The organism is Pseudomonas sp. TH21, assembly GCF_016651025.1.
Classification (GTDB): domain Bacteria; phylum Pseudomonadota; class Gammaproteobacteria; order Pseudomonadales; family Pseudomonadaceae; genus Aquipseudomonas; species Aquipseudomonas aylmerensis.
This window is the reverse complement of record NZ_JAEKEQ010000001.1, coordinates 5288452-5302235: the sequence shown is the minus strand read 5'-3', so window position 1 is coordinate 5302235 and position 13784 is coordinate 5288452. Positions and strand designations below refer to the sequence as shown.

The window sequence follows — 13784 nt, the reverse complement described above, 5'->3', positions numbered from 1 at the left end:
AGATTAACGTCGTGGCTCTTTGCTACTAATTTCCCCGCTGTCCCTGTCAATCATCCTGCGTCTTTGCTTAAATCAGAGGGTAAACATTCGCAGACAGGGATCGTCATGAGTACGCTGTTACCTATCAGTTCCGCTAATTCGCTGCCGATTCGGCCAGTGGAACCGTCACCCGTCACGCCGCCGCAGAGCAGCATTGTCAGCACACGACCTTCGTCGGTGGTCAGCTTGGGCAACGTCGTGTCCGACACCCTTGCCGATACCTATTCCCGCCGCGGCCAATTGCCGGGCCAGGACATTGTGCGTGCCTGGGAAAGTGACAGCCAGGACACACTCAGCCGCGCGATCAATACCAACTTCAATTCGCCGTCCACTGCCAACCGTTTCAATGGCCTGGGCGCCAGCCTGGTTGAGCAGTTCGCCAAGAATGGCGCGGGCATTTCTCAGTCCGTGCTCTACGCGAGCGCCGATCTAGCGGACAGCGCCGGCGAGATCAAGACGGATCAAACTTTGCTGCACAGCAAAGCCGACAACCTGGTCAGCCTCAGTATCAAGACGGCCAGCGGCAAGACCGTGACGTTCAGCCTGTCCAGCCAGAAAGATGGCCTGGGTGTGCAGGCCAACGTCGAAGGCGGTGCTCTGAGCGCCGAAGAACTCAAGGCGGTCGGCCAGCTGGGCAGTGCCTTCCAGGCTGCGGTGGATGGGCTCACCGCTGTTCCGCCGAAACTCGACCTGGGCAACCTGACCCAATTTGACAGCAAAGTATTGGCGTCGGTGGACCTCAACACCACGCTCAAGACGCTGAACGGGCCTGACCTGAAACTGGCCTTTCACGCCGACAGCCAGAGCCGTACTACGCGCATGAGCAGCCTGAGCGGCGAGCTCAACTTGAGCGTCGACCTGAAAAACGCTTCGATCCTTGGCAATGCGCAGCAACAGGCCAAGGCGCTGAAAAGCTACCTGGCCCAGTTTGACCGTGCCCAGGAACGTGGCAGCGCCAAGGCCGAGCTGATGACCCAGTTCAAGGACGCCTTCAGCGCCCTGAACAGCAACTATCCACAGGGCGCGAGTCTCCCCGAGGCGCTGACCCGCAACCCGACGGACCAGGGCTTGTTGACGGGCCTGGCCGACTTCAAGGCGTCGATCAAGCAGGCGGTCGATTCGTCCAACCCGATGCGCCCCTCTGAAGTCGACAGCTTCGCCTATGACGTGTCGCAGAAGACCCGCGTCGGCGGCAAAAGCGCGCTGGACCGCAGCGTGAGCCAGGACCAGCAATCGAGTCTTTCCGCCAGCTTCCACAAGGGGCTCAAGGGTGGGAAGGCGCCTGAGCTGAGCGGCGATCCAAACTCGCAGAATTATCTCTATATACAGGTGGAGGATAAGGCCAGCAGCTCTGCCAACATCGCCTACAAGGATGGCCTGCTGACCAACGCCTCGGTCTCGCAAACGGCCAGCCAGAACACCCGCACGCAGCAATACGTGATGGGCAAGCTCGTGGATGAGACCAACGTGCCGAAGGAAGCCACTGTCCAGCGCGACTACCTGGTGCTGCTGGAGTACGCGGCCAAGGAAAGCAAAAAGTCCAAGGACGCCCTGGAAGAGTCCACGTTAAAGGACGCCCTGGCCAACATGCAGGCCTCGGTTCTGCTGCAGAACGATCCTTCCGCCCTCGTTCGCTGATCCTTGTGCACGAGCCGGTTTGCCGGCTCGTGTGCTGGAGGTGAATCGCGTCGTCATTCCCGCCCCAGATTAGGCTTTTGAATCCATTCGATATTCTGTAGCCTTGCGCAGCTTCACCCGTGCTTGATGAACACAATCACTTCGTCCGGCGGCGCCCGTAGGGTTCCAGAGCCGGTGGTACACTCGACTTTCGCGCAACTGCGCCTGCAGGTCTTGCGAACATGACGCAAATTTCCGAACGCCTACTGGTTCAAGCCCACCTCGACGCCAAGCAGCCTAAAGCCCTCAGCGCCGATGAGGAGGCGAGCCTGCGTGCCGCCATCGCCGCCGAGCTCAAGGCTCAGGACGCGGTGCTGGTTGCCCACTTCTACTGCGACCCGGTGATTCAGGCCCTGGCCGAAGAAACCGGTGGCTGTGTCTCCGATTCCCTGGAAATGGCGCGCTTCGGCGCCGCTCACCCGGCCAAGACCGTATTGGTCGCCGGCGTGCGTTTCATGGGCGAGACCGCGAAAATCCTCACACCGGAAAAACGCATCCTGATGCCGACCCTGGAAGCCACGTGCTCCCTGGACCTCGGTTGCCCGGTGGATGAGTTTTCGGCGTTCTGCGACCAGCACCCTGAGCGGACCGTGGTGGTGTATGCCAACACCTCGGCGGCGGTCAAGGCGCGTGCCGATTGGGTGGTGACGTCCAGCTGCGCGCTGGAAATCGTCGAGAGCCTGATGGACAACGGCGAAACCATTATCTGGGGCCCGGACAAACACCTGGGCACCTATATCCAGCGCCAGACCGGGGCCGACATGTTGCTGTGGGACGGTGCCTGCATCGTCCACGAGGAGTTCAAGTCCAAGCAACTGGAAGACATGAAGGCGCTGTACCCGGACGCAGCGATCCTGGTGCACCCGGAGTCGCCGACGTCGGTGATCGAACTGGCCGATGCCGTGGGGTCCACCAGCCAGTTGATCGCGGCGGCCCAGCGTTTGCCGAACAAGACGTTTATCGTGGCGACCGATCGCGGCATCTTTTACAAGATGCAGCAGCTGTGTCCGGACAAGGTCTTTGTCGAAGCGCCAACCGCCGGTAATGGCGCGGCGTGCCGCAGCTGCGCGCACTGCCCATGGATGGCGATGAACACGTTGGAGCGCACCCTGCAATGCCTGCGTGAGGGCAGTAACGAGATCTTCGTCGAGCCTTCGGTGATCCCCCACGCCGTGCGCCCGCTCAAGCGCATGCTGGACTTCACCCAGGCCGCGCGCCTGAAACTGGCCGGCAACGCCTGATCTTGAGCTGACACGGTTAAAAATGTGGGAGCTGGCTTGCCTGCGATGCAAGCGCCTCGGTTTATCCAGCAGACCGAGGTGATGCCATCGCAGGCAAGCCAGCTCCCACATTTGATTTTCGTCGTTGCGGATTACTTCTTTTTCTTCGGAATCTGCACCAGTTGGGTGTCGGAATAGATGTCATGCCAGCTGCGCTTGCGCTTGTCGAACAGCGACCAGATAAACCCCAGCCCCACGCACAACCACGACGCAATCGACACCACAAAGCGCAGCAGCGCCTGCCACAGGCTGATGCGTGAGCCGTCGGCGTTCTGCACGCGCACACCCCACACCTGCATGCCCAGCGTCTGCCCCGAATGGGTCCAGAACTTGGCAAAAAACCCGAACAGCACAAAAAACAGAATCGTCGACAGCAACGGATCCCCGTCCAGCGCGCCGGACTCGGTGAGGGTGCGCATCTTGGCTTCGCCGATAAACGCCATCCACACCAGCTTGTAGATGAAAGCCGTGACGATCAGCAGCGCCGTGCACAACAGAAAGTCATAGAACATCGCTGCCAGACGACGGCCCAGGCCAACGGCGGGGAATTCGCCTTGGGGGCTCAGCAAGGGTTTGGACATGGCAGGCTCTCTTGGGAAAAAAGCCATTTTACGAGCAAACGCACATAAAAAAGCCCCTGATGTCACCATCAGGGGCTTTTTGTCGCAGCAGGGATCAGGCTTCTGCTTGTACTTCGTCAGCCTGCATGCCTTTCTGGCCTTGCACGGCAACGAAGGTCACTTTCTGGCCTTCTTTCAGGCTCTTGAAGCCGTTGCCCTGAATAGCGCGGAAATGCACGAACAGATCCGGACCGCTTTCTGGAGTGATAAAACCAAACCCTTTCTCGTCGTTAAACCACTTGACGGTACCGCTCTGACGTTCAGCCATTTTCTTATTTCCTTGACGCTAAAAATTAATGACAGCCCCTTTCACATGAAAGAGTACTGGGCTGGGTTGCAGGAAAGTAAGAGACGTCGAACGGGTTGTAGCAAACTTTGGCTACTGCCCAGGTCCAGGTTCCAAGCGACCCATGCAAACACAGTGAACAAACTCTACGCCAACTACTGGAGAAAAAACAAGCCCCGGGCAAGCCCTTGGTTTTGCTTGGCTGTATGACACTTCGGTCAACATTTGGGATCTGACTTATTCGATAGAGTTGTTCACTTGTTATAGCCCGGTGCTGATAACAATGACTATCGTCAATGCACTGTTTTATGGCGGTTGCGTTACAGTTTAGTGCACGTTAACGCAACCGCGTTACTTATAGGAACAGTCAATCAGCCACGATAGTAACGCTGTGGCACAAATGGCATTTTGCTTACACGAAGTGGCACTTTTTTCCCACGTACCAGCGCGAATACTTGGGTGTCGAGTGCGACGAATGCACTGTCCAGGTAACCCATGGCCAGCGGGCCGCCCAGTGTCGGGCCAAAGCCACCGCTGCACACACTGCCAACCACGGTGCCGTGTTCGTCGACGATCTCGGCGCCTTCACGCACCGGTGTGCGCTCTTGTGGCAGCAGGCCAACGCGTTTGCGCTTCACTCCGGCCTGCTGCTGGCTGAAGATGCGGTCGGCGCCGGGGAAACCACCGGCACGCGGGCCGTCGGCGCGGCGGGCCTTGGAAATCGCCCACAGCAGGCTGGCTTCGATCGGCGTGGTCTCGGTGTTCATGTCGTGGCCGTAGAGGCACAGGCCGGCTTCCAGGCGCAGTGAGTCACGGGCGCCCAGGCCGATCGGCTGCACTTCGGTCTCGGCCAACAGGCTGCGGGCCAGGCTTTCGGCGTTGGCGGCGGGCACGGAAATCTCGAAGCCGTCTTCACCGGTGTAGCCGGAGCGGCTGACGTAGCAGTCCACGCCCAACAAACGCAGGGAGGCGAACTGCATAAAGGTCATCCCGGTGACTTCCGGTGCCAGGCGCGCGAGCACCTTGACCGCCGCCGGGCCTTGCAGGGCGAGCAGGGCACGCGCCTCGAACAGTGGCTCGATGCTGCACTGGTCGCCGATGTGCTGGCGCAGGTGGGCCAGGTCCTGGTCCTTGCAGGCGGCGTTGACCACCAGGAACAGCTCGTCGTTACCCAGGTTGGCCACCATCAGGTCGTCGAGGATGCCGCCCTGCTCGTTGGTGAACATCGCGTAGCGCTGCATGCCCACCGGCAGGTCGATGATGTCGACTGGCACCAGGGTCTCCAGGGCCTTGGCGGCATTGGCGCCAGTGAGGCGGATCTGGCCCATGTGCGACACGTCGAACAGCCCGGCCTGGTCACGGGTGTGCAGGTGTTCCTTCATCACGCCGAGCGGGTATTGCACCGGCATGTCGTAGCCGGCGAACGGCACCATGCGGGCGCCCAGTTCGAGGTGCAGGGCATGCAACGGGGTTTTCAACAGGGTTTCGGTGGACATATTCAGCTCCTGAAAAACGTGCTGGCGCGCTTGTCGGCGTCAGCACTCGATAATGTTGACCGCCAAACCGCCACGGGCGGTTTCCTTGTATTTGCTTTTCATGTCGGCGCCGGTCTGGCGCATGGTGCGGATGACTTTGTCGAGGGAGACGAAGTGTTGCCCGTCACCGCGCAAGGCCATGCGCACCGCATTGATGGCCTTGACCGAGCCCATGGCGTTGCGTTCGATGCAGGGCACCTGCACCAGCCCGCCGATAGGGTCACAGGTCAGGCCGAGGTTGTGTTCCATGCCGATCTCGGCGGCGTTTTCGACTTGCGAGACGCTGCCGCCCAGCACTTCGCACAGCGCGCCGGCGGCCATCGAGCAGGCCACGCCGACTTCACCCTGGCAGCCAACTTCGGCGCCGGAGATCGAGGCGTTTTCCTTGTACAAAATGCCGATGGCGGCGGCGGTGAGCAGAAAGCGCACCACACCATCCTCGTTCGCGCCGGGGATAAAGCGCATGTAGTAATGCAGCACCGCCGGCACGATCCCGGCCGCACCGTTGGTGGGCGCGGTGACCACACGCCCGCCGTTGGCGTTTTCTTCGTTGACTGCCAGGGCGTACAGGTTGACCCAGTCCAGCACCGACAACGGGTCGCGCAGCGCCGATTCAGGATGCTTGCACAGTTGCCGATGCAGTGCCGCAGCGCGGCGCTTGACCTTCAAGCCGCCGGGCAGAATCCCCTCGTTGCGACAACCGGCGGCCACGCAGTCCTGCATCACTTGCCAGATCTTCAGCAAGCCGGCGCGGGTTTCCGCTTCCGGGCGCCAGGCGCTTTCATTGGTCAGCATCACCTGGCTGATGGACAACCCGTAGGTGGTGCAATGGCCGAGCAAATCCTTGGCGTGCTTGAACGGGAAGGTCAGGGGCGTGGCGTCTTCGACGATCCGGTCGGCGCCGGCGGCGTCTTCATCCACGACAAAACCGCCGCCGACCGAATAGTACTCGCGGCTGCGAATCTGGATGCCGGCCGCATCAAAGGCACGAAAGATCATGCCGTTGGGGTGGTAGGCCAGGGGTTTGCGAATCATCGCCAGGTGTTCTTTCTCGTTGAACGCGATGCTGTGTTCACCGAGCAGGTTCAAGCGGCCGTCGCTGCGCATCTGCGCCAGGCGCGCGGCCACGGTTTCGGTATTCACGGTGTCCGGGTGTTCGCCTTCCAGGCCCAGCAACACGGCCTTGTCGCTGCCGTGGCCTTTGCCGGTGGCGCCGAGGGAGCCATAGAGTTCCACCTTGATGCCGGTGGTGGCGCCCAGCAGGTCGTCACGGCGCAACCCTTCGACGAAACGGGCGGCGGCGCGCATCGGGCCGACGGTGTGGGAACTGGAGGGGCCGATGCCAATCTTGAACAGGTCGAACACGCTAAGGGACATGGTTGTTCTCCGGTTTCTTATTATTGATCGGATGTACGCGGCCCAATGTGGGAGCCGGGCTTGTGTGGGAGCTGGCTTGCCTGCGATAGCATCACCTTGGCCTACTGGGTAGACCGAGGTGCTTGCATCGCAGGCAAGCCAGCTCCCACAAAAGCCGGCGCCCACAAAGACCGCGTTGTAACCGTCGGGTTACGCGTAGCTCTCGATCGACGGGCAAGCGCAGACCAGGTTGCGATCGCCAAACACGTTGTCGACGCGGCCAACCGGCGGCCAGTACTTGCCTTCGATCAGCGAAGCAACCGGGTACACCGCTTGTTCACGGCTGTATGGGTGGCTCCATTCGCCGACCAGTTCCGCTGCGGTGTGCGGGGCGTTTTTCAGCGGGTTGTCGTCCTTGTCCAGGGTGCCGTTTTCCACCGCGCGGATTTCTTCGCGGATGGCGATCATCGCGTTGCAGAAGCGGTCCAGCTCTTCTTTGGATTCGCTTTCGGTCGGCTCGATCATCAAGGTGCCCGCCACCGGGAACGACATGGTCGGCGCGTGGAAGCCGAAGTCGATCAGGCGCTTGGCCACGTCATCCACGCTGATGCCGCTGCTGTCTTTCAGTGGGCGCAGGTCGAGGATGCACTCGTGGGCCACCAGGCCATTGCTGCCGGTATAGAGCACTGGGTAGTGCTCTTCGAGGCGACGGGAAATGTAGTTGGCATTCAGGATCGCCAACTGCGAAGCGCGCTTGAGGCCCGCGCCGCCCATCATGCTGATGTACATCCAGGTGATCGGCAAAATGCTCGCGCTGCCGAACGGCGCCGCGCACACCGCGCCTTCCTTGCGTTCCATGGCCGCATGGCCCGGCAGGAATGGCGTGAGGTGCGACTTGACGCCAATCGGGCCGACGCCCGGGCCGCCACCGCCGTGTGGAATGCAGAAGGTCTTGTGCAGGTTCAGGTGGGACACGTCGCCACCGAACTTGCCCGGTGCGCACAGGCCGACCATCGCGTTCATGTTGGCGCCGTCGATGTACACCTGGCCGCCGTTGTCGTGAATGATCGCGCAGATTTCGCGGATGCCTTCTTCGAACACGCCGTGGGTCGACGGGTAGGTGATCATCAGCGCGGCGAGGTGCTCGCGGTGCTCGATGGCCTTGGCGCGCAGGTCTTCGATGTCGACGTTGCCACGTGCGTCGCACGCGGTGACCACGACGCGCATACCGGCCATGTTGGCGGTAGCCGGGTTGGTGCCGTGGGCCGACGACGGGATCAGGCAGATGTCGCGACGTGCTTCGCCACGGCTCTGGTGATACGCACGAATCGCCAGCAGGCCGGCGTACTCGCCCTGGGAACCGGCGTTCGGTTGCAGCGAGATCGCGTCATAACCTGTGGCCGCGCAGAGCATGCCTTCCAGCTCGGACGTCAGCTGCAGGTAGCCGGCGCTTTGCGAGGCTGGGGCGAAGGGGTGCAGGGCACCGAACTCGGCCCAGGTCACCGGGATCATTTCGCTGGCGGCGTTGAGCTTCATGGTGCACGAGCCCAGCGGGATCATGGTGCGGTCCAGGGCCAGGTCCTTGTCGGCCAGCTTGCGCAGGTAGCGCATCAGCTCGGTTTCCGAGTGATAACGGTTGAACACCGGGTGGCTGAGGATCGGCGACTGGCGCAGTTGCGCGGCAGGCAGGCGGCTTTCCACCTTGGCGGCGAAGTCCGGCAGGGCCTTGCCATCGGCGAAGATCGACCACAGGGTCTCGATATCGGCCTGGGTGGTGGTTTCGTCGACCGACAGGCCGACACGCTCGGCATCCACCACACGCAGGTTGATGCGCTGGGCGCGCGCCTTGTCGTGCAGGGCCGCGGTTTGGGCGCCGGTGTTGAGGGTCAGGGTGTCGAAGAAGTGTTCCTGCTCGACTTTCAGGCCCAGGGCGGTCAGGCCGCTGGCCAGGATCGCGGTGAGCTGGTGCACGCGCTGGGCAATCTGCGTCAGGCCTTTGGGGCCGTGGTACACGGCGTACATGCTGGCGATGTTGGCCAGCAGCACCTGGGCAGTACAGATGTTGCTCGTGGCCTTCTCGCGGCGGATATGTTGCTCGCGGGTCTGCATGGCCAGGCGCAGCGCCGGCTTGCCGAAACGGTCGACGGAGACACCGACCAGCCTGCCCGGCATGTCGCGCTTGAACGCATCCTTGGTGGAGAAGTACGCCGCGTGCGGGCCGCCGAAGCCCAGCGGCACGCCGAAGCGTTGTGCGCTGCCGATGGCCACGTCGGCACCGAACTCACCCGGCGGGGTCAGCAGGGTCAGGGCCAGCAGGTCGGCGGCCACCGCCACCAGGGCGTTGGCGGCGTGGAAGCGTTCGGTCAGCTCGCGGTAGTCGAACACGTCACCGTTGCTGGCCGGGTATTGCAGCAGGGCGCCAAAGAATGCGCTGACGTCGCTCAGTTCGCGCTCATCGCCGACCACTACGTCGATGCCCAGGGGCTCGGCACGGGTGCGCAGTACGTCAAGGGTCTGCGGGTGGCTGTGGATCGAGGCGAAGAAGGCATTGCTGCCCTTGTTCTTGCTCAGGCGCTTGCAAAAGGTCATGGCTTCGGCGGCGGCGGTGGCTTCGTCGAGCAACGACGCATTGGCGATCGGCAGGCCGGTGAGGTCGCTGATCAGGGTCTGGAAGTTCAGCAACGCTTCCAGGCGGCCCTGGGAAATCTCCGGCTGGTACGGGGTGTAGGCGGTGTACCAGGCCGGGTTTTCCAGCAGGTTGCGCAGGATCGGCGACGGCGTGTGGCAGTTGTAGTAGCCCTGGCCGATGTAGGTCTTGAACAGTTGGTTCTGGCCGGCGATGGTCTTGATCTTGGCCAGGGCCTCGGCTTCGCTGAGGCCGTCTTCCAGGCCGAGCACGCTGGTGCCCTTGATGCTTTCCGGGATCACGCTGGCGCTCAGGGCTTCCAGGGAGTCAAAGCCCAGGCTCGCCAGCATGAGCTGCTCGTCTTCCTGGCGCGGGCCGATGTGGCGGGCGATGAATTCGTTGGCGGTGCTCAAATTAACAGTCATGGCGCGCTCCTCAGGCTTGGGCGTTGGCTTTGATCAGACGGTCGTACGCGTCCTGATCCAACAGTTTAGCGACCGCCTCGGCATCGGCCGGTTTAAAGCGGAAGAACCAGCCTTCGCCCATCGGGTCTTCGTTGACCAATTCCGGGCTGGCGTCGAGCTTGTCGTTCACTTCGAGGACTTCACCGTCCAACGGCATGTACACGCCGCTGGCGGCCTTGACCGATTCAACAGTGGACGCTTCGGCGCCCTTGTCGTAGGACTGCAGCTCCGGCAGTTGCACGAAAACCACATCACCCAGCGCGTTCTGCGCGAAAGCGGTGATACCCACGGTGACGCTGCCATCGGCTTCGGCGCGCAGCCATTCGTGATCTTCAGTGAAACGCAACTCGCTCATGGAAACTCCTCGGGGCCAGATTCGTCTGGTGGACGGGATTGGAATAATGGGGAGTTGCTTAGCAATATCGCGGCCAACGTCATTAAGTCGTTATAAATCAATGAATTAATAAAATTGATGATGACAATATAAAGATCGGCTGTAGCGATTTCGCTACAGTGCGACGCCAGAAAAAAAGCCTATGTGGATCAAAGCCTTGCATGGCGCGCAAAAAACAGGGTTGTAGCGATATCGTTACGCTGTAGCGCTTTCAGTACAGGTGGGCGTCGCTTTTGATATCAGCGTTGGAATGCAATCAATGTGGGGCTTGCTTGCGATAGCGGTGTTGACTGACCCACCGCTATCGCAGGCAAGCCAGCTCCCACTTGTTCACTACGTTCAGTCAGGGCTTGTTGGGAATGCCGTACTTGCGCAGGCGATGGGCGATGGCGGTGTGCGAGGTTTGCAGGCGGCTGGCCAATTGGCGGGTCGAGGGGTAGCTGGTATAGAGCTTTTCCAGCAACCCGCGCTCGAAATCTTCCACCGCTTGCTCGAGGCTGTCGACTTCACCATCGCTTTGGCGGGCGACCGAGGTGCCGGCGATGTCCAGGTCGCCGATATCCACCAGGCTGCTTTCGCAGATGGCCGCGGCGCGGAAGATCACGTTCTGCAACTGGCGCACATTGCCCGGCCAGCGGTTGCCCAGCAGCGCGGGATAAGTGCCGGGTGCCAGGCGGCACACCGGGCGCTGGATCTGCGCGCAGGCCTGCTGCATGAAGTAGCGCGCCAGCAGCAGGATGTCCTGGCCGCGTTCGCGCAGCGGCGGCACTTCGACGTTGAGCACGTTGAGGCGGTAGAACAGGTCTTCGCGGAAGGTACCTTCGCTGACCATCTTTTCCAGGTCGCGGTGGGTCGCGCTGAGAATGCGCACATTGACCTTCACTTCGCGGTCGCCGCCGACCCGACGGAAGCTGCCGTCATTGAGAAAACGCAGCAGCTTGGCCTGCAGGTACGGCGACATTTCGCCGATTTCATCCAGGAACACTGTGCCCTGGTTGGCCAGCTCCATCAGCCCCGGCTTGCCGCCGCGCTGCGCACCGGTGAACGCGCCGGGGGCGTAGCCGAACAGTTCACTCTCGGCGAGGTTCTCCGGCAGCGCCGCGCAGTTCAGCGCCAAAAACGGTGCACTGTGCCGCGCGCTGATGGCGTGGCAGGCCCGCGCCACCAGCTCCTTGCCGGTGCCGGTTTCGCCCTGGATCAGCAGCGGTGCATCCAGCGCCGCCACCCGCTGTGCGCGTGCCTTGAGCGTACGAATCACCGGGGACTCGCCCAGCAGAGCATCAAAGCCCTCGGCGTGGTCATGGTGCAGCGCCGACAGTTGTTCACCGATGCGGTTGGGCTGATAGAGGGTGAGCAGGGCGCCGGCGTCGGTGATCGGCGTGGCGTCGAGCAGCAAGGTCTGGCCGTTGACGCTGATCTCGCGCAGCGGCAGGCGGAAGCCGTGTTCCAGCAAGGTGTCGAGCAGCGGCGGGTCATTGAACAGCTCGGCGATGCTTTCCCCGGCCGGTTCGCGACCGTACAGCGCGATCAACGCCGGGTTGGCCAGCAGGATCTTGCCCGCGCTGTCCAGCGCCAGTACCGGGTCGGTCATGGCCGCCAGCAGGGCGTCGAGTTGCAAGTGGCGGCGTTGGCCGGGAAGGATGTCCACCACGGTCACTGCCTGCACGCCATGCACGCTGAATAGCGCGTCACGCAGCTCTTCGAGCACCTCGGCGCTGAGGGTCGGCGCATCGATGTACACGTTGGGCGGGACCATCTCCACGGCATCCAGGTTGAGGTTGCGCCCACCGAGCAAGGCCAGGACTTCCTGGGTGATACCGACGCGGTCGATGAAGCTGACGTGGATACGCATGGGGCGAATGTTGGTTCTGGCGTACTGAGGGTGGCCAGTATGCCTGACAGGTGATGGAGATCAAAAATGTGGGAGCGGGCTTGCTCGCGAATACGGTGCGTCAGTGAAAAAATTGCTGACTGACACACTGCATTCGCGAGCAAGCCCGCTCCCACATTTGAGTGTGGGTGTCGGGGGCGTCGGGTTATTCGAGGTGTTCAGGTTTGATCGGGTCCCCGGGCTTCACATCCAGCTGATGCCGCACGTCCTCGAACATCAAGTCGTACTGCTTGTGCATCGAGCCGTTCAACACCGCGATCTTCGGCATCCCGTATTTCTGCGCGATGTTCATCGCATGCCGGGCAAAATCAAACGCTTGATCCTTGGGCAGGAAGAACTCTTCCTTGAGGTCCTTGCCCTGTACCGAACCGTGCAGCTTGAAGAGCATTCCCTTGCCTTCCTTTGGGTCCTGGCTGACCTCGTAGTCGATGCACAGGTTGTAGCTGTAGTCGTCCTTGTTGAGCGCGTGACGTTCGACATGCAAGTGACCGGGTTCAAAGGTGGCCATAGGCGTTTCTCCTCTACTTCACAGGTAGGTGATGCCAGGTGTTGCCGTGCTGATGCGCGTACCGGCGCTGCCCTGGACGATGGCTTCGATGTCCGAGAGTGAACCGATCACTGCGGTTTTGCCAGTCTGGCGGGCGAACTCGCAGGCGGCTTGCACCTTGGGCCCCATGGAGCCGGCGGCGAAGCCGAGCTTTTCCATGGCGTCAGGATGGGCCTGGCCGATGGCCTTCTGGCTGGGCTTGCCGAAGTCGATGAAGGCGGCGTTGACGTCGGTGGCGATCACCAGCAGATCGGCATCCAGCTGCGAGGCCAGCAGTGAGGAACACAGGTCTTTGTCGATCACTGCTTCAATGCCGCGCAGCTTGCCGTCTTCGCCATACATCGTCGGGATACCGCCACCGCCGGCGCAGATCACGATGGCGCTTTTTTCCAGCAGCCACTTGATCGGGCGGATTTCAAAGATACGTTTGGGGCGCGGGCTGGCGACCACGCGGCGGTATTTATCGCCGTCCGGGGCGATGGCCCAGCCTTTTTCGGCGGCCAATTTTTCCGCTTCGGCCTTGGCGTATACCGGGCCGATGGGCTTGGTGGGGTTCTGGAAGGCCGGGTCCTTGGCGTCCACTTCGACCTGGGTGAGCAGGGTGGCGAACGGCACTTCGAAGTCCAGCAGGTTGCCCAGTTCCTGTTCGATGATGTAGCCGATCATGCCTTCGGTCTCGGCGCCCAGCACGTCCAGCGGGTACGGCGAAACGCTGGTGTAGGCGGCCGCCTGCAACGACAGCAGGCCGACCTGCGGGCCATTGCCGTGGGCGATCACCAGTTCGTTGCCGGGGTGGATCTTGGCGATCTGTTCGGTGGCGATGCGGATGTTGGCGCGTTGGTTGTCCGCCGTCATGGGTTCACCACGGCGGAGCAGGGCGTTGCCGCCCAGGGCTACGACGATGCGCATAAACAATGTCCTTCTAGAGTGCTATGTTGCGAACACAGGACCAAAGTGGGAGCGGGCTTGCTCGCGAAAGCGGTGGATCAGTGGATACATGTGCGGACTGACACACCGCATTCGCGAGCAAGCCCGCTCCCACAGTTTTGATCGCGTTTCAACAGTGGGA

11 protein-coding genes are annotated in these 13784 nt (G+C 61.8%); 2 read left to right on the top strand and 9 right to left on the bottom strand.

The window, feature by feature from the left end; genetic code table 11:
- Nucleotides 1-105: 105 nt before the first annotated feature.
- On the top strand, nt 106-1677 hold the full coding sequence (locus JFU04_RS23430) for a lactate dehydrogenase (RefSeq protein ID WP_242485924.1): 1572 nt from the start codon (nt 106-108) through the stop codon (nt 1675-1677).
- A 221-nt stretch (nt 1678-1898) separates the two neighbouring features.
- Nucleotides 1899-2957, top strand: a complete 1059-nt coding sequence (gene nadA, locus JFU04_RS23425) for a quinolinate synthase NadA (protein ID WP_016973251.1) — start codon at nt 1899-1901, stop codon at nt 2955-2957.
- A 131-nt stretch (nt 2958-3088) separates the two neighbouring features.
- Here nadA and JFU04_RS23420 read toward each other — a convergent pair whose 3' ends face one another.
- The 9 genes from JFU04_RS23420 to arcC all read right to left on the bottom strand — a co-directional run bounded on the left by JFU04_RS23420 (nt 3089) and on the right by arcC (nt 13624).
- Nucleotides 3089-3577 (bottom strand): RDD family protein, encoded by a 489-nt coding sequence (locus JFU04_RS23420; RefSeq protein ID WP_065908882.1) that lies wholly within the window; start codon nt 3575-3577, stop codon nt 3089-3091.
- Nucleotides 3578-3671: 94 nt separating this feature from the next.
- Complete coding sequence (locus tag JFU04_RS23415; RefSeq protein WP_027902257.1) at nt 3672-3884, bottom strand: cold-shock protein; 213 nt, start codon at nt 3882-3884, stop codon at nt 3672-3674.
- 389 nt (nt 3885-4273) lie between these two features.
- Complete coding sequence (gene gcvT / locus JFU04_RS23410) at nt 4274-5398, bottom strand: glycine cleavage system aminomethyltransferase GcvT (RefSeq protein WP_201145792.1); 1125 nt, start codon at nt 5396-5398, stop codon at nt 4274-4276.
- A 39-nt stretch (nt 5399-5437) separates the two neighbouring features.
- The gene (locus tag JFU04_RS23405; protein ID WP_065908886.1) at nt 5438-6814 is read right to left on the bottom strand and encodes an L-serine ammonia-lyase; all 1377 of its coding nucleotides are present in this window, start codon (nt 6812-6814) and stop codon (nt 5438-5440) included.
- A 189-nt stretch (nt 6815-7003) separates the two neighbouring features.
- Nucleotides 7004-9844, bottom strand: coding sequence for an aminomethyl-transferring glycine dehydrogenase (gene gcvP, locus JFU04_RS23400; RefSeq protein WP_201145791.1), 2841 nt, complete (start codon nt 9842-9844; stop codon nt 7004-7006).
- Nucleotides 9845-9854: 10 nt separating this feature from the next.
- Entirely contained in the window at nt 9855-10238 is a 384-nt protein-coding gene (gcvH, locus tag JFU04_RS23395; RefSeq protein WP_065908891.1) for a glycine cleavage system protein GcvH, read from the bottom strand.
- 382 nt (nt 10239-10620) lie between these two features.
- Nucleotides 10621-12129 carry a sigma-54-dependent transcriptional regulator gene (locus JFU04_RS23390; protein ID WP_106802756.1) on the bottom strand — a complete coding sequence of 503 codons (1509 nt, stop codon included), beginning with the start codon at nt 12127-12129 and terminating at the stop codon, nt 10621-10623.
- 184 nt (nt 12130-12313) lie between these two features.
- Complete coding sequence (locus JFU04_RS23385; RefSeq protein WP_065908895.1) at nt 12314-12676, bottom strand: DUF5064 family protein; 363 nt, start codon at nt 12674-12676, stop codon at nt 12314-12316.
- Between the two features lie 18 nt (nt 12677-12694).
- Nucleotides 12695-13624, bottom strand: a complete 930-nt coding sequence (gene arcC / locus JFU04_RS23380) for a carbamate kinase (RefSeq protein ID WP_201145790.1) — start codon at nt 13622-13624, stop codon at nt 12695-12697.
- Between the last annotated feature and the right edge of the window lie 160 nt (nt 13625-13784).